23 protein-coding genes are annotated in these 23,693 nt (G+C 66.7%); 8 read left to right on the top strand and 15 right to left on the bottom strand.

What is annotated here, in order from left to right; all coding sequences use genetic code 11:
- Positions 1-120 precede the first annotated feature (120 nt).
- On the bottom strand, positions 121-2,361 hold the full coding sequence (locus QRN07_RS04535) for a S9 family peptidase (RefSeq protein WP_285240434.1): 2,241 nt from the start codon (positions 2,359-2,361) through the stop codon (positions 121-123).
- 257 nt (positions 2,362-2,618) lie between these two features.
- On the opposite strand from QRN07_RS04535, the gene QRN07_RS04540 reads away from it, so the two are divergent.
- Positions 2,619-2,810 (top strand): hypothetical protein, encoded by a 192-nt coding sequence (locus QRN07_RS04540; RefSeq protein WP_157370881.1) that lies wholly within the window; start codon positions 2,619-2,621, stop codon positions 2,808-2,810.
- A gap of 22 nt (positions 2,811-2,832) precedes the next feature.
- Here the strand turns inward: QRN07_RS04540 and QRN07_RS04545 are convergent, their stop codons facing one another.
- The 4 genes from QRN07_RS04545 to QRN07_RS04560 all read right to left on the bottom strand — a co-directional run bounded on the left by QRN07_RS04545 (position 2,833) and on the right by QRN07_RS04560 (position 6,454).
- The gene (locus tag QRN07_RS04545; protein WP_285240435.1) at positions 2,833-3,750 is read right to left on the bottom strand and encodes an NAD(P)H-hydrate dehydratase; all 918 of its coding nucleotides are present in this window, start codon (positions 3,748-3,750) and stop codon (positions 2,833-2,835) included.
- The gene (locus tag QRN07_RS04550; RefSeq protein ID WP_285240436.1) at positions 3,719-4,498 is read right to left on the bottom strand and encodes a histidine phosphatase family protein; all 780 of its coding nucleotides are present in this window, start codon (positions 4,496-4,498) and stop codon (positions 3,719-3,721) included. Before QRN07_RS04550 ends, QRN07_RS04545 begins: the two co-directional genes overlap by 32 nt.
- A gap of 100 nt (positions 4,499-4,598) precedes the next feature.
- Positions 4,599-5,657 (bottom strand): LCP family protein, encoded by a 1,059-nt coding sequence (locus tag QRN07_RS04555; protein ID WP_285240437.1) that lies wholly within the window; start codon positions 5,655-5,657, stop codon positions 4,599-4,601.
- Between the two features lie 182 nt (positions 5,658-5,839).
- The gene (locus QRN07_RS04560; protein ID WP_285240438.1) at positions 5,840-6,454 is read right to left on the bottom strand and encodes an arsenate reductase/protein-tyrosine-phosphatase family protein; all 615 of its coding nucleotides are present in this window, start codon (positions 6,452-6,454) and stop codon (positions 5,840-5,842) included.
- A gap of 214 nt (positions 6,455-6,668) precedes the next feature.
- Here QRN07_RS04560 and QRN07_RS04565 point away from each other — a divergent pair, with 214 nt between their 5' ends.
- Both QRN07_RS04565 and QRN07_RS04570 read left to right on the top strand, forming a co-directional pair.
- The gene (locus QRN07_RS04565; RefSeq protein WP_285240439.1) at positions 6,669-7,301 is read left to right on the top strand and encodes a PAS and ANTAR domain-containing protein; all 633 of its coding nucleotides are present in this window, start codon (positions 6,669-6,671) and stop codon (positions 7,299-7,301) included.
- A gap of 113 nt (positions 7,302-7,414) precedes the next feature.
- Positions 7,415-8,251, top strand: coding sequence for an alpha/beta fold hydrolase (locus QRN07_RS04570; RefSeq protein WP_285240440.1), 837 nt, complete (start codon positions 7,415-7,417; stop codon positions 8,249-8,251).
- Between the two features lie 73 nt (positions 8,252-8,324).
- Here the strand turns inward: QRN07_RS04570 and QRN07_RS04575 are convergent, their stop codons facing one another.
- The 3 genes from QRN07_RS04575 to QRN07_RS04585 all read right to left on the bottom strand — a co-directional run bounded on the left by QRN07_RS04575 (position 8,325) and on the right by QRN07_RS04585 (position 10,502).
- A complete protein-coding gene (locus QRN07_RS04575) occupies positions 8,325-8,960 on the bottom strand; it encodes a hypothetical protein (protein ID WP_285240441.1) in 636 nt (211 codons plus the stop codon).
- A gap of 74 nt (positions 8,961-9,034) precedes the next feature.
- The gene (locus tag QRN07_RS04580) at positions 9,035-9,721 is read right to left on the bottom strand and encodes a class F sortase (RefSeq protein WP_285240442.1); all 687 of its coding nucleotides are present in this window, start codon (positions 9,719-9,721) and stop codon (positions 9,035-9,037) included.
- Positions 9,722-9,731: 10 nt separating this feature from the next.
- The gene (locus QRN07_RS04585) at positions 9,732-10,502 is read right to left on the bottom strand and encodes a GVDTG sorting domain-containing protein (RefSeq protein ID WP_285240443.1); all 771 of its coding nucleotides are present in this window, start codon (positions 10,500-10,502) and stop codon (positions 9,732-9,734) included.
- Between the two features lie 245 nt (positions 10,503-10,747).
- On the opposite strand from QRN07_RS04585, the gene nhaA reads away from it, so the two are divergent.
- A complete protein-coding gene (gene nhaA, locus QRN07_RS04590) occupies positions 10,748-12,073 on the top strand; it encodes a Na+/H+ antiporter NhaA (protein WP_285240444.1) in 1,326 nt (441 codons plus the stop codon).
- A 19-nt stretch (positions 12,074-12,092) separates the two neighbouring features.
- On the opposite strand, the gene QRN07_RS04595 is transcribed toward nhaA, so the two are convergent.
- Positions 12,093-12,317, bottom strand: coding sequence for a hypothetical protein (locus QRN07_RS04595; RefSeq protein WP_056596631.1), 225 nt, complete (start codon positions 12,315-12,317; stop codon positions 12,093-12,095).
- A gap of 273 nt (positions 12,318-12,590) precedes the next feature.
- On the opposite strand from QRN07_RS04595, the gene QRN07_RS04600 reads away from it, so the two are divergent.
- Complete coding sequence (locus QRN07_RS04600; RefSeq protein WP_285240445.1) at positions 12,591-13,724, top strand: carboxylate-amine ligase; 1,134 nt, start codon at positions 12,591-12,593, stop codon at positions 13,722-13,724.
- Between the two features lie 82 nt (positions 13,725-13,806).
- Here QRN07_RS04600 and QRN07_RS04605 read toward each other — a convergent pair whose 3' ends face one another.
- The 5 genes from QRN07_RS04605 to QRN07_RS04625 all read right to left on the bottom strand — a co-directional run bounded on the left by QRN07_RS04605 (position 13,807) and on the right by QRN07_RS04625 (position 21,246).
- Positions 13,807-14,763: a hypothetical protein gene (locus QRN07_RS04605; RefSeq protein ID WP_285240446.1), complete on the bottom strand. Its 957-nt coding sequence runs from the start codon at positions 14,761-14,763 to the stop codon at positions 13,807-13,809.
- A gap of 175 nt (positions 14,764-14,938) precedes the next feature.
- Positions 14,939-17,164 carry a catalase gene (locus QRN07_RS04610; protein ID WP_285240447.1) on the bottom strand — a complete coding sequence of 742 codons (2,226 nt, stop codon included), beginning with the start codon at positions 17,162-17,164 and terminating at the stop codon, positions 14,939-14,941.
- Between the two features lie 147 nt (positions 17,165-17,311).
- Positions 17,312-17,725, bottom strand: coding sequence for a DUF1003 domain-containing protein (locus QRN07_RS04615; RefSeq protein WP_285240448.1), 414 nt, complete (start codon positions 17,723-17,725; stop codon positions 17,312-17,314).
- A gap of 8 nt (positions 17,726-17,733) precedes the next feature.
- A complete protein-coding gene (locus tag QRN07_RS04620; protein ID WP_285240449.1) occupies positions 17,734-20,076 on the bottom strand; it encodes a cation-translocating P-type ATPase in 2,343 nt (780 codons plus the stop codon).
- Positions 20,077-20,190: 114 nt separating this feature from the next.
- The gene (locus tag QRN07_RS04625; protein ID WP_285240488.1) at positions 20,191-21,246 is read right to left on the bottom strand and encodes a zinc-dependent alcohol dehydrogenase family protein; all 1,056 of its coding nucleotides are present in this window, start codon (positions 21,244-21,246) and stop codon (positions 20,191-20,193) included.
- A 247-nt stretch (positions 21,247-21,493) separates the two neighbouring features.
- Between QRN07_RS04625 and QRN07_RS04630 the strand changes: the two genes are divergently transcribed.
- From QRN07_RS04630 to QRN07_RS04640, 3 genes are all read left to right on the top strand, one after another.
- Complete coding sequence (locus QRN07_RS04630) at positions 21,494-22,126, top strand: hypothetical protein (protein ID WP_285240450.1); 633 nt, start codon at positions 21,494-21,496, stop codon at positions 22,124-22,126.
- Positions 22,127-22,183: 57 nt separating this feature from the next.
- Entirely contained in the window at positions 22,184-22,645 is a 462-nt protein-coding gene (locus QRN07_RS04635; RefSeq protein WP_285240451.1) for a pyridoxamine 5'-phosphate oxidase family protein, read from the top strand.
- Positions 22,646-22,720: 75 nt separating this feature from the next.
- On the top strand, positions 22,721-23,203 hold the full coding sequence (locus QRN07_RS04640; protein ID WP_285240452.1) for a pyridoxamine 5'-phosphate oxidase family protein: 483 nt from the start codon (positions 22,721-22,723) through the stop codon (positions 23,201-23,203).
- 16 nt (positions 23,204-23,219) lie between these two features.
- Here the strand turns inward: QRN07_RS04640 and QRN07_RS04645 are convergent, their stop codons facing one another.
- Positions 23,220-23,684 (bottom strand): pyridoxamine 5'-phosphate oxidase family protein, encoded by a 465-nt coding sequence (locus QRN07_RS04645; protein ID WP_285240453.1) that lies wholly within the window; start codon positions 23,682-23,684, stop codon positions 23,220-23,222.
- Between the last annotated feature and the right edge of the window lie 9 nt (positions 23,685-23,693).

Below are 23,693 nucleotides of genomic sequence, written 5' to 3' on the forward strand. Positions count from 1 at the left end.
CATATTTTGTGTGTTTTGTGAACCATAGGCCTGGCTCCGGCAGCATGCCAGAGCGCGCGGTACCTGGATTTCCGGCACGGACTACCCGGTTCCGCGCCTGCTGCGCGGAACCGGCCAGGGCTATTTCAGTCCGGCCCCCGGCAGCAGTTCCTTGGCGCCCACGGAGTCCGCGATGAAGGCGTAATCCCAGGCCCGCTCGCGCCACTGGACGTACCGGCCGGACGCGCCGCCGTGGCCGCCGTCCATTTCGATCTTCATCACCACCGGTTCGGATCCGGTGGTGTGGTTCCGCAGTTCCTGCACCCATTTGGCCGGCTCCACGTACAGGACCCGGGTGTCGTTGAAGGAGGTCACAGCAGCGATCCGCGGGTACGCCACATCACGCACGTTCTCGTATGGGGTGTAGGACTTCATGTACGCGTACACCTCGGGGTCGGTGATGGGATTGCCCCATTCCTCCCACTCCAGCGCGGACAGCGGCAGCTCCGGATCCAGGATGGTGGTCAGCGCGTCCACAAACGGCACCTGGGCCACCACTGCGGCGTACTTCTCCGGCGCCATGTTGGCGATGGCACCCATCAGCAGGCCGCCTGCAGAGCCGCCCAGGGCAACAATCCGGGCCGGGTCCACCCAGCCGGAGCCAGCCAGCCAGTCCGTGGCGTCAACAAAGTCAGTGAAGGTGTTCTTTTTGGTGAGCTTCTTGCCGTCCTCGTACCAGTGCCGGCCCAGCTCGCCGCCGCCGCGGATGTGCGCGATCACAAACACCACGCCGCGGTCCAGCAGGGAGAGCCGGGCAATCCCGAAACCGGGATCCATGCTCATCTCATAGGAGCCGTACCCGTAAACCAGGCCGGCCGCCGTCGAGTCCCGCGGAACGGTCCTGTGCCGCAGGACCGACAGCGGGATCCTGGTGCCGTCAGCGGCGTCAGCCCATTCCCGGGTTGCCACGTAGTCACTGCCGTCGTAGCCGCCCAGCACGGGGCTTTCCTTGCGGAGCAGCAGCTCACCGGCTGGCAGCTCAGGGGTGGGCAGCACAAAGTCGTAGACACGCGACGGCGTGAAGTAGGACGTGTAGCCCAGCCGGATCACGGGCGCCGCGTAGTCCGCGCCGCCCACGCCCGCAGTGTAGAGCTCCTCGTCAAAGGCCGGCTCCACGGGTGCCTGCTGGGCCGGCGTGCCCAGCCCGGCCAGCCCCAGCACCTGGACGCGCTCGATGGTGTCCTTCCGGATGGACACCACCAGGTGCGTGGCGGTGAGGCCCGCGCCGTTGACGCGGACGTGGTCGGACGGTTCGATGACGGTCTGCCAGGTCTGCTCCGCCAGCGGCTTGGCGAGCTCGGCCGGGTCCAGGATGGAGACCATCGAGTTGATGGCATCCCGGTTGTGGGTCAGGAGGATCCGTGCGGACTTTTCGCCGTCCGGTCCGTCAAGCACAAACGGCTCCGCTTCGTAGAGCACCCGCTCATCACGTGAAATGACGGTATGCAGCTGCTGGTCCGGATCATCGAAACGCAGCAGCCGGGTCTCGCTGTATTCCGAGCAGCCGATGCCCAGGACCAGGAAACGCCGGTCGGAGGAGAGCTCAAAGCCCAGCCACATGGCGGCGTCGTCCTCCTGGTAGACCACGGTGTCCTGCTCCACCGGGGTGCCCAGGACGTGCACGCGCACCTGGTACGGGCGCCACGAGTCATCCACCACGGTGTAGAAAATGCGGGTGCCGTCCGGGGAGAAGGAGACCCCGTAAAACACGTTCTCGATGACGTCCGGAAGCGGTTCACCGGTGCGCAGGTCCTTGATGCGGAGAGTGAAGCGTTCGTCGCCGGAGTTGTCCACGGCGTAGGCGTAGAGGTTGCCGTCCACCGTCACGGCAGAGCCGCCCACGGAGAAGAAAGGCTGGCCTTCGGCTTCCACGTTGCCATCCAGGAGGACTTCCTCGCCGGGAATGTCCGTCCCTGCCGCCACGGCGGGCGGGGTCCAGTCAGCCACCTTGTCCGCAGAGTCCGTGGCCTTGACGCGGCACTGGATGCCGTATTCCTTGCCCTCCACGGAGCGGCTGAAATACCACCAGCCGTCCTTGCGGTGCGGGACGGAGAGGTCGGTTTCCTGGGTGCGGCCCTTGATCTCCTGGAAGATCGCCTCGCGCAGCGGTTCCTGGTCCGCAGTGACGGCTTCCTGGTAGGCGTTCTCAGCCTTCAGGTGGGCCACCACCTCGGCGGATTCCTTGTCCCGGAGCCACTCGTAGTTGTCCACAAACGTGTCCCCATGATGGGTCCGCTCCGATGGGACCTTCCTGGCCACCGGCGGTGAAGCCTTGACGGGTGCAGGGGTGCTGGCGGAATCCTGGAGCGGCGTGGAGGTCATGGCTTCAATATATCCACCGGCCCCGACAAACCGGGGCCCGTTCGCTACCGGGTGATCCCCGCCCGCCCCACCCCCGGCCCCCACCCCCGTTGCCCTACCCCCGGCCCCCACCCCCGTTGCCCTATCACTTATGGCTCCCATTCCGCCTGTTTGACGACCATAGGTGATAGGGCAACGGGGGATGGAAGGGGTGCCGGGGCCGGGCGTATCCTGTTCGAGCCAAGGCATATCCGCCCCAGCGTGAGAAGGGAAGCTCCATGACCATCCCGCCAGTGCACGAACCCGAGCCGTTTCCGCCCGAGCCAGGGCCCACCACACCGGACCCGACGCAGCCCGGCTACCCCGGGCCGCCGTCGCCCGATCCCTTCCACGCCCCGGACCCGCCGGGACCCCTGCCGGTGCCCGACCCCGGCCCGGCACCCTTGCGTCCGGACCCCACCCGGAGCTGACACGCCCGGAGCCGGGCGCCTGTCAGGTGTTGAGTTCCAGCATCAGGGCGGGCAGCTCGCCCGCCAGCTCGCCCGCCAGGAATCCCAGCGGGCCCAGCCTGCTGGCCAGGCGGTCTGCGGCGGCCGCATGCAAATGTGTCCCCCAGCAGGCCGCCTGGGCGCCGGTGGTGCCGCGGGCGCGCAGGCCAGCGATCGAGCCCGCCAGCACGTCCCCGCTGCCGGAGGTGCCAAGGCCCCCGTACCCCGTGGTGATCTCCCACAGGCCGCCGTCGCTGGCGGCGACTACCCCCTGGCAGCTCACCACAGCGCCGAACCTGCGGGCAATCTCCGCGACATCAGCCGGCAGGTCAGCAACGTCCCGGCCCAACAGGATCGCCGCTTCCGTCGGGTTGGGAGTGAGGATCAGCCGCCCGCGCCACTGATCCGGTGCCGTCTCCAGCCGTGACAAAGCGCCCAGGGCAAAAGCATCGAGCACGACGGCGGGACCCCCTTCGGAGGGATCCCCACCAGCGGATCCCTCCCGGGCCAGCACCGCCCGCAGGAGCTCCCCGGCCAGATCGAGATCGTCCAGGCCCGGACCGATCAGCACTGCATCGGCCTGGTCCAGGTCCTCGCCGAGGAGCTCCACGCCGTCCGCCGTGACCGACCCGCCGGCTGACTCAGGAAGGGGCACCGTCCCGCATTCGGGCAGGGCCACCCCCACCTGGACCGCCGCGGAGGCAGCCACTGCCAACGTCAGCTTCCCCGCTCCCGACCGGAGCGCCGCCCTGCCGGCCAGCAGCGCGGCGCCCGGTGTTGCGCGCGCGCCGCCGATCACCAGTACCGACCCCCGCGAGTACTTGTCCGATCCCGGCGCAGGCAGCGGCCAATCCCGCAGCAAGGAGGGGGTCACCAGCGTGGGCCCGGAATCAGCGGGGGCGGACACTGGCGTCTCCTGCATGCTCGGTCACTGATACGCCCTGTTCGCTCAGGTGGCTTGCATCATTGAAGCTCTCCAGCGTCCACGGTCCATGTCCTTCCGGCCTGACAAACCGGGTGATGGACGCATTGAACACGGAGGTGCCGGCGGCAAGGTCCAGCAGTTCCTCCTCCGACATGCCCTCCAGGACATAGCGGAACAACAGGATGACGGCGTCGTGGCAGACCAGCACCACCCGGTGTCCGGTACCGGCCGTGTTCAGTTCGGCCAGGACGGAGCGCAGCCGCAGGGCCACATCCGCCCACGATTCCCCGCCAGGCGGCCGGTAGTAGAGCTTCCCCAGCCAGAGCCGACGTTCGGCTTCCGCCGGGAAGCGTTGCTCCACCCCGTACCGGGTCAGCATGTCCAGGATGCCCAGTTCCCGGTCCCGGAGCCGTTCATCGGTCCGCAGTTGCAGCGGCCACCCGGCTTCTTCCACGGCGATCCGGGCGGTTTGCCGGGCCCGGGCATACGGCGAGGACACCACAAGGTCCGGCACCCGGTCAGACGGAATGCTGGCCAGCGCCCGGCCCAACGCCGCCGCCTGGTCCCGGCCGGTGCCGGAGAGGCTGACGTCCGCGTCGCGGGCGGGCACGTCGATGACCTCCACCGCCGCCTGGTCCGCCGCGCTCGCGGCGACGTTGCCTTCGCTCTCGCCGTGCCGGATCAGCAGCAGTTCCACGGCCCCGGCCTGCCGGACCTCCGCGGTCAGCCCGTCGTCGTTGTTCATAAAGGTTCACCCCGTTCAAACAGCCCGTGCAGGATGCAGGGACACTATTGTGGCCGTACCCATCAGGCCGGACATCAAACGGGGGCTCCCGGGGGGAGCCTTACGGCGCCGTGAGTTCCGCGATCCGGCCGTCCCGCAGCGCAGCACCCACGGCCGCGACCCCGCCGTAATCGGGAAACAGCACCGACTGTCCCGCCACGAATCCGTCTCCGGCGGTGGGGAGGGTCATGGTCCCGATCGCATTGACGTCCAGGTTCCGCAGGCTGTAGGCCAGTACGGCCACCTGCAATGGGTCGAAGCCCTTATCCACGGTCAGGCAGCAGCCTGCAAACTCCACCAGGGACCTGACCGCCGTGACATCGTTCAGCGCTCCGCCGGCAGTGAGGCGGGCCAGGATGGCGCGGACCAGGACCTGCTGGTTGCGGACCCGCTGGAAGTCGCCGTCCACAAAGGCGTAGCGTTCGCGGGCAAACTCCAGGGCGGCCTGCCCGTCCAGGTGGTTGATCCCGGGAGTGAAGACGTGCCCGGTGTCGTGCGTGGACTGGAACGGCAGCGCCACGGGCACATCGATGCCGCCCAGCCCATCGGTCAGGCCCCGGAATCCGTGGAAGTCCAGCATTACGGTGTGCGCGATCGAGATGCCCAGCAGCGACTCCACGGTCCGTGCCGTCAGGTCGATCCCGCCCACCTCCAGGGCGGCATTGATCTTGGCCCCGCCGTAGTCAGGGATCTCCACCCAGAGGTCCCGGTTGATGGACACGAGGGACAGGGACCTCCGGTCGGCAGGGATGTGGGCCACCATGATGGTGTCCGCCCGGTGGTCGATGGACTCGCCGGTCGCCGCCGTGAACGCGGCCGCCTCCCGAGCGCTGGCGCGGCTGTCACTGCCGATCACCAAAACGTTCATGGCAGCGGCCGGCAGGTCCGGGATGGGCTCCGGCAGGGGCACCGCGGGGGAGGGGCCGACGTCGGCCGTTGCCGTGGGTGATTCGGTGACGGGCAGCGGCAGGTCCTGGGCCGTGACGGGCGGGTTTTCCGCGCCGGTCCGGGTGAGGTTGATGGCCGCGACGACGGCCACAACGGCCAGGGCGACCGCCAGGAGGGCCGCTATCCAACGCCGCCGGTGCAGGGCCAGGGCCAGGCCGCCGGCTGAGCTCATGTCGTCCCCCACTTCGCTGTGCAGTAGTGGGATCAGTGTCCGCCCGGCACGGCCCTTTTGGCTATGGAGTTGGCCAAACTGTCACCTCCGGAACCGGGAAGCAGCCCGCCAACCCCGTTGCGCTATCACCTATGGTCCTTAAACCGGGGTTTTAGCGACCCGGAGTGATAGGGCAAGTGGTCCTAGGCGGGGGCGTTCAGCCGGGCGTGCCGCAGGATGGAAATGATGGCCGGCGCCAGCTCGTCCTCCATCTGGTGGTACACCTCGGGAGCCCGGCGGTAGGGGTCGATGATGTCGTTTTCCGCACTGTCGCCGGGCAGCGACAGGTGCCGTACCCCGGCCGCGCGCGCTGGCAGGGACCGCCACAGGGCTGCGTTGCCGTCGGCAGCGGGTGCGGGGGCCGCCACCTTCGCCGCGGTCCGCTCGTCCAGCACGTTGAGCATGCGGGCGAACTCGCGGATGGTGAAGGTCCGTTTGAGCATCGAGGCGTCCAGCTGCAGGACCTCGCCGCGGTGCCCGGAGGTCATGGTGAGCACCAGGTCCACTCCGCGCAGGATCCCGGGGGTCAGTTGGCGGGCGGTGAAACCCTCCGGTTCGCCGCCGTACGTCCGCACCATGTCCGCCGACAACGGCTGCATCGGATCGCCCACCATGGCCCGGGTTCCGGCGCTGGTCACTTCGAAGCCGCCCGGCACCACCTGGTTCAGCCCGGTCTGCAGCAGCCGTTCGGCCACCGGCGACCGGCAGATGTTGCCGGTGCAGACGGTCAGGATTCGTACGGGGTCGGACGTGTCCAAGGAAATTTCTCGCTCCAGCCGGTGGGGTCTTTGTTTTTCAACTTAACACGCGGGGGCCCGGCGCCGGCCCACCCGGGCGGGTGCCGCCGTCGTGCCCTCCAGAACCAAGGGCCCCCGAAGCTACCCACGGGGGAGCAGGAGGACCATAATGAAGGTAACGCGATCGGACTCAGTCCCGCTTGCCGGGCTGAAGCCGACCCAGGAGGCGGCCCGGATGAAACAGGTAAGTCCTTATACGTATTCAAGTGCGCTGGGTGACACCGAATGTGTCGCCGGTAGCTTCCGGGTGGAATTGCCCGGTTGGACGTTCACTTGGTCTGACGGCATGTACCAGCTGCACGGCTACCAGCGCGGTGAGGTGGTGCCCAGCGTCGCGCTGCTGTTCGCCCACAAACATCCTGATGACCGCGCCAAGTGCCGGGACATCGTGACGCAGGTGGCGCAGGACGGCGGCTATTTCTGCATGTACCACCGGATCATTGATGCTCGGGGCCGGACCCGGCGGGTGCTATCGTCCGGCGACGCCATTTTGGACGCGTCCGGGAAGGTGGTGGCCATGGAGGGCATCATGGTGGATCTGACCACCACCCTGCAGCGGGAAACGGAGCAGAGCTCCAGGGACGCGGTGGCCGGGGCGCTGTCCACCCGCAGCGTGGTGGACCAGGCCTGCGGGATCCTGATGGGCCAGCTGAAGATCTCCGCGGAGAGCGCCTTCAAGGTCCTGGCCCGCAACAGCAGCCACCGGAACATCAAGCTGGTGGTGGTGGCCACCGAGCTGGTGCAGCTGGCCGGCGCCCCGCAGGCCCACGACTACCTCGATGCTGCGGTCCGGGCGCTGGCCTCTTAGCCGCGCCAGCACAGCATGGAACCACCCCCACCCATCCAAAAGTCAGCAGGCTTACGAATAAGGGGCATCCGGGCCACCTCCTGGCCTGGAGCATCCCTACCGAGAGGTAAGCCATGACCGAAGTTACTGCGCATCACGGACTTTTCAAGGACACCAACCTGCACGTTGACGACACCGGCGGCTCCGGCCGTCCGGTGGTCCTGATCCACGGGTGGCCGCTGTCAGGCGAAGCGTTCAAGGACCAGGTGCCCGCCCTTCAGGCGGCCGGCTACCGCGTGGTCACGTACGACCGGCGCGGTTTCGGCAGGAGTGACAAGCCCATGACCGGGTACACCTACGACACCCTCGCGGAGGACCTGCACGCGGTGGTGGAACAGCTGGACCTGCAGGATGCCACCCTGGTGGGCTTCTCCATGGGCGGCGGCGAAGTGGCCCGCTACTTCAGCAAATACGGTGCGGACCGGGTCCGCAGCGCAGTCTTCGCCTCGGCCGTGCCGCCGTACCTGATGCACGGCGAGGACAACCCCGACGGGCCACTCACCAAGGAGCAGGCTGAGGGAATGACGGCCGACCTGACCAAGGACCAGGATGCCTTCTATGACGGATTCACCAAGGACTTCTTTTCCGTCGATGGCGTCCTCAAGGTCACCGAGGAGCAGCGCCAGGAAGCCCTGGCGCTCTGCCTTCAGGCGGATAAAAAGGCCGCGCTCGCCTGCATGGCGGCTTTCGCCGGCACCGACTTCCGGGAGGACCTGCCCAAGGTGGGCGTGCCCGTCCTCGTCCTGCACGGCGACGGCGACGCCACCGTGCCGCTGCGTGGCTCCGGTGCCCGCACCCACGCAGCACTTTCCAACAGCGAACTGCACGTGATCAAGGATGCCCCGCACGGCTGCAACGTCAGCCACGCTGACGAGTGGAATGCCGCCGTCGTGAACTTCCTGGCGAAGTAGCACCAGCAACCACAGCAAAAAAGTTGTTCCGCCGTCCGGATGGACGGCGGAACAACTTTTTGTGCCTGAGGAGTCAGGAGTGGTGTTCCACCCAGCAGGCCAGGATGGTGGTGGACAGCTGGTAGGCCAGGCCGTTGCGGGTGATGGCGTCCGGCCCCAGGGTGGCCGGTAGGTCCGATGCGTCCACCTGGAGCACGAAATTGTCCTTCTGGAACACGGCGGACCCGTCTGCCGTTTCGTACGCCGGGAAGCCCAGGTTGGCCAGCCCGGTGATGGGTTTGGCGTCCTTGGCCAGGGCCTGCATGGCGTCGAAGTACTTCAAGGCCGTGGTCTGGTCCGCTGCTTCCTTCACCGAGATTTCCAGGGCGCCTTCGTCCAGGTGGTAGATGCAGGTGAAGGTGCTGTCCGCCCAGCTGTTGATGGTGTGCGGGTCGGTATCCAGCTTGAGGATGGTGGTGAGCCGCTCCATCGGCTGGTCACCGCACACCATCTTGGCGGCCTCGCTGGGTCCGTCGGCAGGCCGGGGCGAGGACGTTCCGCCGCCGTGGTGCCCGCCCGCATGGCTTCCGGAGGGGGAGGCGGCTGCGGAGGAAGCAGCGTCCGACGACGGCCCGGTCACCTGCCCGGGGGCGCCCGCCGCTGCAGCGCAGCCGGAGAGCAGCAGGGACGACAGTGCCAGGGACGCCAGCAGGGGAGCGTGCTTCTTCATGACTCTTCCGTCCTGGCCGCCTGCCCTGGGGGCGTGCGGCCGGTTGTCAGGCTGGGAAGTCCAGCCCGGGTGGATCACTTGAGTTTCGCGTAGACCACGTAGTTGTCGTCGAAGAGGCCGGTGGCCGGATCGTAGCCGTCGCAGGTGATGAGCCGGAGCTCGGGCCCGGCGGTGTTGCCGTAGACCTCGAAGGTGGGGAAGTTGTCCTTGCCGTAGACGGCGCCACGGTCCATCACAAACGTGGCGGTGCTGCCATCGGCCCGGACCGCGTTGATCTCGGTGCCCGGGGTGAGCTGGCGGAGGTCCGCGAAGACGCCCTTGTTACCGCCGAGGGCGTTCACGTGGCCCAGCATGATGGCCGGTCCGCGCTCGCCGGGCGACGGCGATCCGTTGTACCAGCCGGCGGGGGCACCGTTGCCGGTGTCCTGGGGAACCTCCAGCGAGCCGTTCTCCCGTAGGCCCAGGCTCAGCAGGTCCGTGCGCAGGCTGATGGACGGGATCTCAAGCCGTACCGGTTCGGACCTGGCCAGGACCGGAAGTTCAGGGGCTGCCGTTGTGGCCGGAACGGCCGGGGCTGCTGGAGCCGGTGGCGTGGGCACCGCGGCCGAGGGACTGGCGGAAGCAGTCGCGGACGGTGCGGTAGAGGCGGTGGGTGCGGGGCCGGCGTCGGGCGTTCCGGCAGCGCAGCCGGCGGTGAGGAGCAGAAGCCCGGCCGCCGCCAGGGCCCGAAGGCCCCCGCGGCGACCGGATTTCGGATGCATCACAGTGTGATTACGCGGCTGCGTTGGCGGTGCGGCGGCGGACCATGTAGGTGCCGCCGGCTGCGGCCATCAGGACCAGCCCGCCGCCCAGGGCCAGGGCGCCGGCGTTGGTGCCGCCGGTTTCCTGGGCCACGCCGGTGTCAACGCCACCGGACGGCATTGCCATGCCGGCCTTCAGCGTTCCACACAGTGCGGGGGAAGTGGCGGCCAGCGGCAGGGTGGGGACCAGGTCCGACTTGGCGGCCTGGCCGGCAGCGCTCAGGGTGGCGGGATCGAGGCCGTGGACCACCACAACGGCGGTACCGGCTTCAAGGGCAGCCTTGGTGTCCGGGCTCAGCTCAAAGGTCCGGTCCACCGTGTAGCTGGCGCCCTGGCCTGCGAGCTTCAGGTCCAGCCCTGCGGCCGGGCTGGTGTCGCCGCTGGTGGAGAGCGTGGTGACAATGCCGCCGTAGCTCGGTGCACCTTCGGTGGTGGAGATGACGCCGTCGCCATCAGCGTCAGCGCCCGGTGCCGGGCAGACGCCCTGCGCGCCGCCGTGGATGTGCTGGACGTGCGGGTACGGCGCATCCATGAACGTGGGGGCGAGGCCGGAAACCTTCAGTACAGCGTGGGCCTGGTTGCCCGTGACATCAACCGTGATGGTGCCGGAGGCGGAGCTGCCGTTGATCTGGCCCAGCGTGGACTGGTAGGACTGGTCGGCTGCCATGGCGGGGGAGCCGGACAGTGCCAGCGCACCGAGGGCGAGGGTGGGAACAGCGAGGAAGCGCAGAGTCTTGTTCATCGGAAAGCATTCTCCTCATACAAGTGACGTTGTCGTCCCAGTTGAGGGACATCTGTACTTCGGTGCCGTGGACGGGTTGGATGGGAAAAATTGTGAGCAACCTTACTTTTTTCTGGGAACTTGCCCGTTGCCGCGGTTTTCTGCCAGTTTTCCCGCGCCCGACGGCGGCCCGTAAGATGGAGCGAAGGTGCGCCGGGAAGTCTGGTCGGCATAGTTTTGTCGACCCCTCCGCGAAGGACCAGTTCATGAATCAAACACCCCAGTCCCGTGTTTTCTCCCGGGGCAGCTACTCCGAAGCCCTCCGGATCGGTGCGATCCTCCGCAAGGAAACCGTGGGCGGCGCCCTGTTGGTGGCCGCAGCGGTGATTGCCCTCATCTGGGCCAACTCCCCGGCGTCGGACTCCTACTTTGCGCTCCGGGACCTGAAGTTCGGCTATGAACCGTGGCATTTGGAACTGAGCCTCGGCGCGTGGGCCGCCGACGGGCTGCTGGCCATCTTCTTTTTCCTGGTGGGCCTGGAACTCAAGCGCGAGTTTGTGGCCGGGGACCTGCGGGAGATCAAAAAGTCGATCGTTCCGGTAGCTGCCGCGGCCGGGGGCGTGGTGGTCCCGGCCCTGATTTACGCCGCGATCAACCTGACAAGCCCCGAGACCCTCCGCGGCTGGGCCATCCCCACCGCGACGGATATTGCCTTCGCTGTTGCCGTGCTGGCCATCATCGGCTCCCACCTGCCCAGCGCGCTGCGCATCTTCCTGCTCACCCTGGCCGTGGTGGATGACCTCATCGCCATCAGCATCATCGCGTTCTTCTACTCCACCGACATCCAGGTCACTCCGCTGCTCCTGGCCCTCATCCCGCTGGGCCTGTACGCATTCCTGGCCCAGAAGTACCGGCATTTCTTCGGCCGCAAGGCCGCCGCGGCGTGGCTGATCCTGCTGCCGCTGGGCATCGTGACGTGGGCGCTGGTCCACGCGTCCGGCATCCACGCCACCGTGGCCGGGGTGCTGTTGGGCTTCGCCGTTCCGGTCATCCGCTCGCAGGCCGGCGGCGGCCCCGGCGCAGGTCCCGGCCTGGCGGAAATCTTCGAACACCGTTTCCGGCCCATCTCGGCGGGCATTGCCGTTCCCGTGTTCGCGTTCTTCTCAGCGGGCGTGGCCGTGGGCGGCTGGTCCGGGTTTGTTTCCGCGCTGAGCGATCCGGTGGCGCTCGGCATCATCGTGGCCCTGGTGCTGGGAAAGCCCATCGGCATCCTGGGCACCACCTGGGTCCTGACCAAAGCCACCCGGGCCCGGCTGGACGACTCGCTGAAATGGATCGACATCTTCGGGGTGGCGCTGCTGGCGGGCATCGGCTTTACGGTGTCGCTGCTGGTGGCGGAGCTGAGCTTCGGGCTGGGCAGCCCGCACGACGACCACGCCAAGGTGGGCATCCTGGCCGCCTCACTGATCGCGGCGGTCCTGGCCACGCTGGTGCTGACCTCCCGGAACCGGTATTACCGGCAGGCCGAGGAGCTGGAGAAAGTGGACGCTGACCAGGACGGCATCCCGGACGTGTACCAGGGCCGGCCGTAACGCCCTGCTTTTGGGCGAGTCAGGCAGGTGCCAGCGGTTGGGCGGCTGCGCCAACGTGCCGGATCTCCAGGGCCTCGGGATCCAGGAGCTTGCGCGCGCCCGTCCGTTCGTCCAGGATCCAGAACAGTTCAAGGGCAGGGACGACGCCGGTCACCCGGCCTGAGTGGAACAGTTTCCCCCGGTGCCACGCCTCGATGTGATCCCCGACGCCGAGCTGGCTGGTGTCCAGTGCCTGTGCTTCCATGCTGTGCCTCCTGCTGTTGGATCCCGGTAAGGCCCAGCCTGCCGCAGCAACGTTGCCGGGTTGTTTCGGCCGGGTGATTTTCGTGTGTCAGCAGTGACAGGTGTGACCCGCCGCCCGCCCGCCCCTCCCGTTGCCCTATCACTTATGGCTCCCATTCCCCGGGTTTGGGGACCATAGGTGATAGCGCAACGGGGGGGTTTAGGCGGCCGTCCCCGCAGCTTTGACTTGCTCCGCCGCTGAATACTGCGGGGCAATTGCGGGTAGTGGGAAGGTATGAGGAACGCCGGAAGCAGCGGTGACGGTCCCCGGACGTTCGGCGTCGAGGAGGAATTACTGCTGGTCGATCCCGGGAGCGGCGAGGCACGGCCCCTGTCCGGCGAACTGCTGGATCGGTACCGGGTGGCTACCGTGGGAAATAACGACGACGGCGGCCCGGTCCTGACGGCCGAGTTCCAGCAGGAGATGATCGAGGTGGTCACGCCTCCGCATGCGGGCATGGCAGCACTCGAGGCGGACATCCGGGCTGGCCGGGCATTGGCGGACGGGGCCGCGCAGTCCGTGGGTGCCAGGGCCGCCGCCCTGGCCAGCTCCCCGCTGCCCTGCGATCCGCACCCCATCAGGCTCCGGCGTTATGCGGCCCTGGCTGACGAGTATGGCCTGACCGCAAGGGAGCAGCTGACCTGCGGCTGCCACATCCACGTTTCCGTGGCGTCGGCCGCCGAAGCCGTGGGAGTCCTGGACCGGATCCGCTGCTGGCTGCCCGTACTCGTGGCACTCAGCGCCAACTCGCCTTTCTGGCACGGTGAGGACTCCAGCTACGCCAGTTACCGGTCGCAGGTGATGAGCCGGTGGCCCACCGGCGGACCCCTCGAAATCCTGGGTGCACCCGAGGCATATCACCAGCTGGTCCACGACATGGTGAGCACCGGCGTGGCCATGGACGAAGGCATGATCTATTTTGATGCCCGCATGTCCCGGCACTATCCCACCGTGGAGATCCGGGTAGCGGATGTGTGCTTACTGCCCGAAAACACCGTGCTGCTGGCAGGCATCGCCCGGGCCCTGGTGGATACCGCCGCCCGGGAATGGCGGCAGGACACCCCGCCGATGGCTGTGCCGGCTGCGCTGGTCCGGTTGGCCAACTGGAAGGCCGGCCGGTGGGGACTGCGTGGCGAACTCCTGGATCCCGAGACGTTCCATCCTGCCCCGGCGCTCGCCGTCGTCAATTCCCTGCTGAACCATGTCCGCGGCGCGTTGGCGGACAACGGCGACCTGCGCCGGGTGGAGCAGCTGACCGACGCCCTGCTGGCGGACGGTACGGGGGCGATCCGGCAGCTGGAGGTGTATCACCGGACCGGCGACCTGCGCGCGGTGGTGGCGGACGCGGTGGAGTGCACCGCGCCTTGAGGTTTTCGACGCGAACATTCCCCAGCGACCCGCATAAAACGGGTGCGCCCGGGAATATGCGCGTCGTGGACGGAATTGCGCGTCATGAACCGGCAGAACGCGTCCGACGGCGGGGCGCCCCTGCCGCGGCCAGCTTCCGTTCCAGCGCGCCAGGTCGCCTCAGCTCCGCCCAGTCCCAGCGGACCACGTCGAACCCCAGCGCCCGGATCCGGTTTTCCCGGTTCTTCTCCGCCACAACCACCTGGGACACAGTTTTCCCTCGCAGGTACTCCGGCTTGACGTACTTCGTCTCGCCATCGAATTCACCCACAACCCGGGACCACTTCCAGCAGAAGTCCACGTAACCCACCAGGCCACCGGCGTCTGAGAACCGTTGCTGGAGGATCGGCGCCTCAAACCCGGCCAGATGAATCACTGCCCGGCTCAGCGACTCGCCGACGGATTCCGACAGTGGATCCGCAAAGCCGAGCACAGCCCGGATGCGCCGGGATGCTGCAGCCGAGTAGGTTGCGCCAACAGCGTCTTCCAGCTCTGCCTTGGTCAGGGCGGGCAGCGAATGGGCCGGGTCCGGGCGCAGCACGTGATCCATTGCGGGCACAGCCTCGGCGAACGGGAGGAAGGCCGCCAAGTCCAGCACCGTGCGGAGGCGGCTGGTCACCAGGAGGCCCTCCCGCTGGACCACCTGAAGCCCCGCGCCGGCAGTGAAGTGGCGCTGGACCCCGCAACGTGAGCGGCCGCCGTCGTTCTTCATGGTGAGCGCCGCCACCGGGTGCGAGTACCCAACGAAAGGAATTCCCCAAACACTGGCCGCCGAGCGCCGGGCGAACACCGTTGGCTTCTGGAACGTCTCCGCGGCGGCCTGCACCCTGAGCCGGTACTGCTCCCACGGGGCAAGTGTCCGCCAACGCGGGCCCTCGGTGTAGACGCCATGCCGGAGCCGGACCAGCGCCCCGGCCTTGACCCGTTTGGCGAGTTCGTTGGGCGTCAGGTCGTGGGACAGGCGGTCACGGCTGAGCAGAAGCGGCGGAAGATCAGGCATGGACCGACCATGCCGGAAGGCCGGGACGCTCCGATAGGGCCGGCAGCGGCTATGTGGAGAACGGGCGCCGACGCGCAGTTTCATTCCCGACACGCAAATTCCCTGTCGCACCCGGTATTTGGGGCGCGGCAGGGAATCTGCGTGTCGAGGTCCAGAAGGGCCAGCGGGGGAGTGACTACTTGCCGGCCGCCCCCGTGGCCGGGAAGCGGTCCCAGGCCCGGTGGGCGGCCAGCAGGTCAAGGACAGCGGGGATGACAGCATCCGGACCCTCCCCCACTGCGATCCCGGGACCGTCCGCACTCACGCCGGCAGCAGCCAGCGCCTCAGTTCCGGAGCCCCACGCCGCGATCGCCTTGGCATGGCGGAAGGCTTCTGAGAGCAGCAGGGCCACCCGGGGATCGACGGCGCCGGCCGGCTCGCCGGCTTTGGCGTCGCGTCCCTGGGTCGCATCGGGGGCGGGTTTCCCGGCACCTGCCACGATGACGGCGTCGAACTCCGTGGACCGGGCCGTCAGGTACGTCCGTTGGACCGGGACGCCGGCGCCGTCGTCGCCCGCCAGAATACCGCCCGTCGGCGCGATGACGAGCGGGACGATCCCTTCGGCGTTCAACGCCTCACGGGCGGCTGAAACCTGCGCGACGTCGCTGGCGGCGTCGGCGAGGATCCCCACCACCCTGCCGGCCACCGGCCATGAGCCGCCAACCTGTGACACGGCTGGGCTCGGCTCCGCATCGGCAACCTGGACGGTGGCTCCCGGAGCGGGCATCCCCAGCCCGGCGGCCACGGCGGCGCAGAGGCCGGCGTCGATGTTGGCCAGGGCCATAAGCTGCCGCTCGCGGATGTTCGCTTCGTAGCATTTGCCGAGCTCAAAGGTGTACGCCTGGATGACGTGGTCCTGCTCCACCGGGGTGAGGCTGTGGAAGAACAACCGGGCCTGGCTGAAGTGGTCGTCGAAGGACGCGGGATTGCGCCGTTCCTTGATGCCCGCCGCAATTTCCTCGGGGACATCGACGAACGCCCCCACGTCCTGGCCCGCCAGGAACGGGCAGCCGCCGTCCAGGGAGTTCGGGTGGTACGGGGCTGTTCCGCCGTGGACCGCTGTCTGGTGCATCCCGTCGCGGAGCATGTCGTTGACCGGGGCGTGCGGCCGGTTGATCGGGAGCTGGGCGAAGTTGGGCCCGCCCAGCCGGGAGATCTGGGTGTCAAGGTAGGAGAACAGGCGGACCTGCAGCAACGGATCGTTGGTTACGTCGATGCCCGGGACCAGGTGTCCCGGATGGAAGGCCACCTGCTCGGTTTCGGCAAAGTAGTTTGTGGGATTGGCGTTGAGCGTCATGAGCCCGATGGGCTGGACGGGCGCGAGCTCCTCCGGCACAAACTTGGTGGGGTCAAGCAGGTCGATCCCTTCGAACATCTGGTCCTCGGTGTCCGGGAATGTTTGGATCCCGAGCTCCCATTCCGGGTAGGCGCCCGCTTCGATGGCGTCGGCGAGGTCACGGCGGTGGAAATCCGGGTCCATGCCGTTGATGATCTGGGCTTCCTCCCACACCAGCGAGTGGACGCCCTGCTTGGGCTTCCAGTGAAACTTCACCAGGGTGGTCTTGCCTGCCGCGTCGACCAGCCGGAACGTGTGGACGCCGAACCCTTCCATGGTCCGGTAGGAGCGGGGCAGTCCCCGGTCCGACATGTTCCACATGGTGTGGGCCTGCGCCTCGGTGTGCAGGGAGACGAAGTCCCAGAATGTGTCGTGCGCGCTTTGGGCCTGGGGGATTTCCCGGTCGGGGTGCGGCTTGCCGGCGTGGATGATGTCCGGGAACTTGATGCCGTCCTGGATGAAGAACACCGGGATGTTGTTGCCCACCAGGTCGTAGGTGCCCTCGTCGGTGTAGAACTTCGTGGAGAACCCGCGGGTGTCCCGGACCGCGTCTGCGGAGCCCCGGGATCCCAGGACGGTGGAGAACCGAACGAACACGGGCGTCTCGACATCCGCTGCCAGGAACCCTGCCCTGGTGATCTTCGCGGCCGTCCCGTAGGAGCGGAAGATGCCGTGCGCGCCCGCGCCCCGGGCATGGACCACGCGTTCCGGGATGCGTTCGTGGTCGAAGTGCGTGATCTTCTCCCGCAGGTGGTGGTCCTGCAGCAGGATGGGGCCGCGCGGCCCGGCTTTGAGTGAATGGTCTGTGTCACCCAGGCGCAGCCCCTGGGCGGTGGTCAGGTACTGGCCGGACTGGGCGCGCGAGGTGGCCGGCGCCCCGGTGGGGCTTCCCGTGGGGGACACGGCTTCCGGCCCTTGCTGGTCAGGCTTGGGCGGCAACGGCTCGCGCGGAGCGGTGGGTTCTTCGACGGCGGGAGGCTCGGTGGACGGAGCGCCCGGAATGACGATGTTGTCTTCAACTGGCACGATACTGTCTCCTCGGAGTTGGCTGCCTTAGCCCGGACATCACCTAAAGCTAAGCTTGCTTAGTATCCTAGGGTGATTGGAACTGCCTGACAACGTCCGCGGTGTCCGGCGCCGCCGGCGCCCCCGGCTGACGTCCGTCCGCATCGGTCAGGAAACTAAGTCCGTTCGTGCCTTTTTGAGCTCCTTCAGGATTTCGAGCTGTTCGCGGTTGATGGTTATCAGGAGTTCGATTTCTTCCTTTGCCCTGGTGTTGGTGTCGAAGTCGTGCTGGGCCATTGCTGCTGCGATGGCGTCCTGCCGCTTGGCCGCGATGAGGAGAATAGCGCCCTGGAGTCCGGCCAACATTGAGAGCAGGAGGTTCAGCAGGATGTACGGATACGGGTCCCAGGCCTTCGAAGCCAGCGCCCAGGTGTTGATGGCGGCCCAGATGAGCATAAAGCCGATGAAACTTCCCACAAAGGGCCAGCTGCCCATTCCGTTCCGCATGATGTCGGCGGCGCGTTGTCCGCTGGTAAGGGAGGCTTTGTGTTTGTCATGCCAGGTGTTCTGCTGATGGCTCATGACTCAGACTAGACCTGCCTGGATGACGGAAGCGGGGGTGTCGTTGAGTGCCGCCGGTGGGCCCGATGCAGAAGCTCGACGGCGGCGCAGCCCAGGAGGGAGATCGAGACGGATACTGTCAAATGTTCCTGCCCCAGAAGGGTGAACTGGAAGAAATCCTGGAGCGGCGGGGCTGTCAGCAAAAGGACAAGGGCGGCGTACATGGCACCGATGATGAGTGCCCGCCAGCGGTTCATGGGCCGCGAGAGAACCACCAGCACCCATAAGGCGATCAGGGTCAGGACAAGGGCGGAACTTGTCCTGGTGGCGGAACCCGTGCCGTGGCCGGCCATCAGTGAATAGGTGTTGATGCCAAGGACGGCCAGGGCAATGATGAGCCCGGCGGGAGCGGCGAAGGACAACGATCGTTTGAGGAATCCTGCCCGGTAGCGGCGCGGGTTCGGCATGAGCGCCAGGAAGAATGCAGGAATGCCGATGGTGATGCCGTCCGTGGCCGAGAGCTGGCGGGGGAGGAACGGAAATCCCCAGAGCAGGGCACCGAACAGGACGGAAAGAACCACCGCGTAGGCGGTCTTCGCCAGGAACAGCATGGAGACCCGCTCGATGTTGGCAATGACCCGCCGGCCTTCCGCAACGACTCCAGGGAGCCTGTCGAACCGACCGTCCAGGAGAACCAGTCTTGAGACCGCTTTGGTAGCGGCCGCTGCTGAGTCCATCGCAATGCCGATATCGGCCTCCTTCAAGGCCAGCGCATCGTTGACACCATCGCCGGTCATTGCCACCACATGCCCCCGCCTCTGCAGGGCACGGACCATGTCTTTCTTCTGCGCCGGAGTGACCCGTCCGAATACAGTGTGGAGCTCCATCACAGCAGCCAACTCTTCCGGATCGGTAGGCAGCTGACGGGCGTCGAAACCGCCACCAGTGTCCAGGCCCACGTCCCGGGCAACCGCTGCGACGGTGCGGGGGTCGTCCCCGGAAATGATCTTCAGCCCGACGCCCTGCTCCCTGAAGTAGGACAGCGTCCGGGCCGCGTCAGGCCGGACTTTTTCACGAAACGTCAGCAGTACCGCAGGAACCGGCGTGGCCGGCAGCGCCGCCTCACCCGTTCTTCCGGCAGCGGTTGTCCCTGCCGAGTGGGCCAGGACCAGCGTCCTGAGGCCGGTTGAGGCGAGGTGGGCCGCCGTCCGGCGGGCACTATCGGCGTCAGCTGTCCCCGGTTCAAGGACGATCTCCGGGGCACCCAGCAGCCACGTTCCCGCCATGGACGAGCCTGCGGTGAAGCTGACGGCACTCCACTTCCGGCTGGACGAAAAAGGAACTGAGGAAATCGGACGGACTGTGGCGTCGGCCGGGAAGGCCTCGGCAAGGCACCGGGCGGTGGCGTTCGCATTGGGGTCTGTCCCGAACCAGCCAAGGGCCTGTTTCCACCCGTCGGGTGGTTTGGTGCCGGAGTCATGGACGGCGTCGAAAACGATCCTCCCAACAGTGAGCGTTCCCGTTTTGTCCAGGCACAGCATGTCCACGCGGGCGAGGCCTTCCACTGCAGCGAGTTCCTGGATGAGTACTTTCTGGCGCGCCAACCGGACGGCGCCCACGGCGAAAGCGACACTCGTCATAAGAACCAGACCCAACGGAACCATCGCGATAACGCTGGCGACGGCCCCCACTGAAGCGGTTTTCCAGCTTCCGGTTGCGATTGCGTGGTGCCACCCGCCCTGGCCCTGCATCTGGCCGTTGATGACGATGGCCATGATCGGAAGCAGGGCCACGGTGATCCACCGCAGGATCCGGTTGAGCCCATGGCGGATCTCTGACTGGACAAGGGAGAACCGTTTGGCCTCGGCCGTCAGTCGGCTGGCAAAGGACTCCGGCCCCACTTTGGTCACCGATCCCAGGCCGTGACCGGTGACGACGCTGGAGCCGGACAGGACCTCGGCGCCGATGCCCTTTTGTACGGGGTCCGATTCGCCGGTGAGCAGGGACTCATCGACTTCCAGGCCAGCCGAGTCCAGCATCAACGCGTCCGCAGGGATCTGGTCCCCGGCGCGGAGGACCAGAATGTCGTCCATCACAACGTCCTGGACGTCGATGTCTTGAATATCGCCGTCCCGGAGTACCCGTGCCTGCGGCGAGTTGAGAACGGCCAGCCGGTCCAGGGACCTTTTCGCCACGTATTCCTGCACCACGCCTATCAGGGCGTTGCTCACGGCGGCGAATCCGAACAACGCATCCCGCCACTGGCCCAGCAGCAGGAGCAGCAGGAAGCTGCCGGCAACTATTGCATTAAAAAGAGTCAGCACGTTGGCCCTGAAAATGTCCCACAGGCTCCTGCTGGACCGATCGGACATGACGTTGGTCAAACCGGCGCCAACGCGCACGGCGACCTCGTCGGTGGAAAGCCCTACCCTTGGGGGCCCGGGCAACGGACGGAGTGCTGCGTGCTCTCGCGGTGTCATGGCCACTCAGGCGTTGAGGATTACCTTGAGGGCCTTGGTTTCGGCGGCCCGGGAAAAGGAATCGTACGCCTTTTCGATGTCCTTGAGATCGAACGTGTGGCTTACGAACTGGTCCACCCGCAATTTTCCCTGTGCGACGAGTTTGAGCAGCGTTCCGGTTGTATTGGTGTTCACCAGGCCCGTGGTGATGGTGATATTGGAGATCCAGAGTTTATCCAGCGGCAGTTCCACGCCTTGACCGTGCACGCCCACGTTGGCAACGTGGCCGGCCGGCCGGACAATATCCAGGACCATCGCAAAGGTTTGCGGGACGCCAACGGCTTCAATGGCAACATCGACGCCGAGGCCATCCGTGAGGGCGAAAACCTGGTCCCGCCAGTCGGCGTCGGTTGATACCACGCCGTCCGTGGCTCCGAAGGCTGCTGCCAGCTCCACCCGGTTCGGGTCGACGTCGACAGCGATGATCCGTGACGGCCCGTAAAGGCCGGCGGTGGTGATGGCCGCGAGCCCCACAGGACCTGCGCCGACGACGGCCACAACGTCCCCGGGCTTGACGGCTCCGTACTGCACGCCGATTTCGTGGCCAGTGGGGAGGATATCCGACAGCAACGTTCCGGCCTGGGGGCTGACGCCGTCGGGCACTTTGTAAACGGAAGTCCCGGCGTACGGGACGCGCACCAACTCTGCCTGCGTCCCGTCGATGAGGTGTCCGAGGATCCAGCCGATTCCCGGCGCACCTTCCTCGCCCAGGCAGTGGGAAAAGACGCCCTGCTTGCAATAGTCGCAATGCCCGCAGGCGGAAATGCACGAGATGATCACCCGGTCACCGATCATGAGGCTCGTGACGGCGGATCCGGTTTCAGTAATCGTGCCGACCCCTTCATGCCCGAGGATGCGGCCGGGACGGACTGCTGGAACGTCACCTTTGAGGATGTGCAGGTCGGTACCGCAAATGGTTGTCGTCTCGATTCGTACGATGACGTCGGTGGGCTTCTGGATCCTCGGATCCGCCACGTCTTCCCATGCCTTCTGACCCGGACCCTTATAAACAAGTGCTTTCATCATCAGTCTTTCGATCGACCAAGGCGCCCTCGATTGAGGGTTGCGTTCGGCGGCATCGCGGTGTTCAGACCAGCCCAGCGTATAGGTCCTCTTGGCGTCACGGTCAGAATTCATCTGACTTGTGCGCACTTTCGCTGCGAATAGGCACACACTGGGATCCGGAGGTCCTTTAGGAGCCGATGCACGTGAAATACCTGTCCGCGCTTTTCCTCGATTCCATTGAGTGCAACGTGCCCGAAGCGCTCCCATGACAGGCCCGCTCCGGCGCCGGTGGGTGATTGCCGTAACGGCCGGCGAGGCAGCCGGGTTCATGATCCCGGCCGCCGCAGGCGGTGTGATGGCTGTGGCCGCCACACCAACTTTCATCGTCTACCCGGTGATGATCGCTGCTGGAGCCTGCGAAGGGGCTTTGCTTGGGGTTGGGCAGTCGATCGGTTTTGGTCCTGCGCTGGTTCGGCGTCCAGCCTGGGTTGCCGTGACAGCGCTGGGCGCCGCCGTGGCGTGGTCCATTGGCATGCTGCCCAGCACCATCGCCGGCTTCGATCCGGGCTCACCGGCGTCTGTGCCGTGGATGATCGCCGGGGCGCTCCTGCTGCTGGCGTCGATTCCTGCCCTGCAGTGGCTCGTCCTGCGCAGAGTGATGCGGCGCGCCTTTTGGTGGGTACCGGCCAATGCCGGTGCCTGGGCAGCGGGCATCCTGTGGACCCTGGCGCCCTCTCCATTCATCGACGAAACAACCTCCTTCCCCGTGCTCCTGGGGGCCTACTTGGTGGCCGGCCTGCTGATGGCCGCCACCGTGGCACTTCTGACCAGCTTCGCTGCCGTGCGTGTGCAAAAATCCGTCCACCAGGCCGGCGTGGCACGAATCCAGCCGGAGTGAAGCAAAACCAAACCATTTATCCAGCTCCACGCCCGCACCAAACACCGGAGGTATTACATGGCTGCATCACCGAACGACTCCCACCTCAGCTTCGACCAGTGCTGGGAGCTGTTGGCTGCATCAATTGTGGGCAGGCTTGCCCTTGTGGTGGACGGCCGCCCGGAGATCTTTCCGGTGAATTTTGTCCTCGAACGCCGAACCATCGTTTTCCGGACAGCCGCCGGGACAAAGCTGTGGGCATCGGCGAAGCAGCAGCCCACGGCCTTTGAAATCGACGGCTACGACCCCCAGGCCGCCGAGGCGTGGAGCGTCGTCGTCAGGGGCACCACGACGTTGATTGAGGACCCGGCTGAACTGTCAGCGGTGGATGTCCTGAACCTGGAACCGTGGGAGCCCGGCACAAAACGCCACTACGTCAGGCTCTCGCCCCTGACCCTGACCGGGCGGCGGTTCAGGGTCGCCGCTCCGGACGTATGGAATACCCGGTTGCATGATGAGCGCCGCGCGTCCTTCGAGTAGCCCCTGGTGGAATCGGCAATCGCACCCCATCCGGCGCTCTGGTGCGGTTGACCGTGCGGGCGTAGGGTCTGCTTCATGACCAACCAGTCCAATGCACCCGAGACGCCGGCGTCCGTGGAAAACCTTGACTCCCAACAATGCTGGCAACTCCTGCGGCAGGTATCGGTTGGACGGCTGGCGGTGTGGGTTGATGACCATCCCGACATCTTTCCGCTCAACTACGCAGTGGACCATGGCAGCGTCGTCTTCCGGACCGGCGGGGGAACCAAACTTGGCGGCGCCTTGGGCGGGACTCCGGTTGCGCTGGAGGCCGACGGCGTCGACGCGGCTTCGGGGATGGCCTGGAGCGTGGTGGTTAAGGGCAAAGCCGCTGCTCTGACAGGAACCGAGGAGATCCTCGATTCAATGTCTCTTTTCCTTTTCCCGTGGCAGGGCGGCCAAAAGGACCATTTCGTCCGGATCACACCGGACGCCATCACCGGCAGGCGCTTTCGGGTCACCCCGCCGCTGACGTGGTGGACCCAGTTCAGCACTGCACCGCAGGCGTCCCCGGAGTAGGCGGGGCGCCACGGCCCTATTCCCAGTCGGCCGAGAAATCCAACGGCGGCCACCACCGAGACCGCGAGTGGACGGGGAACCGCCTGCCGCTGATCTCTGTCGGCGCGATCTGCACAAAATGGTCCTTGAGCCCGGGCGCCCACGGTTGGCGGTCCGGGTCGGCTTCCGCCAGGCTGGTCAGGTCGCCCTCAAACGGTGCTGGTATTCCTTTGACCACAACACTCCAGACCTCGGTGCCGTAGGCGTTGAGGCCGTCTGTTTCCAACGCCACGGCCGCGCCGGTAGCGAGTGCCCGCAGCTTGGTTCCGGGCGCAGTGCGAAAGACCAGCGTCCCATTGACGGCCAGGTAGTTCACGGGAAAGATTTCGGGGCTGGTGCCGTTGATGACGGCAAGCCGCCCGATGTAGGAGGACTGAAGGTAGTCCCAGCACTCTGCCGGGGAAAGGGTTTCCGTTTGGGGTCCTGGCTGGATAGTGGTCATGACGCCGAT

The sequence above is a fragment of the Pseudarthrobacter sp. MEB009 genome (assembly GCF_030208875.1).
GTDB lineage: Bacteria > Actinomycetota > Actinomycetes > Actinomycetales > Micrococcaceae > Arthrobacter.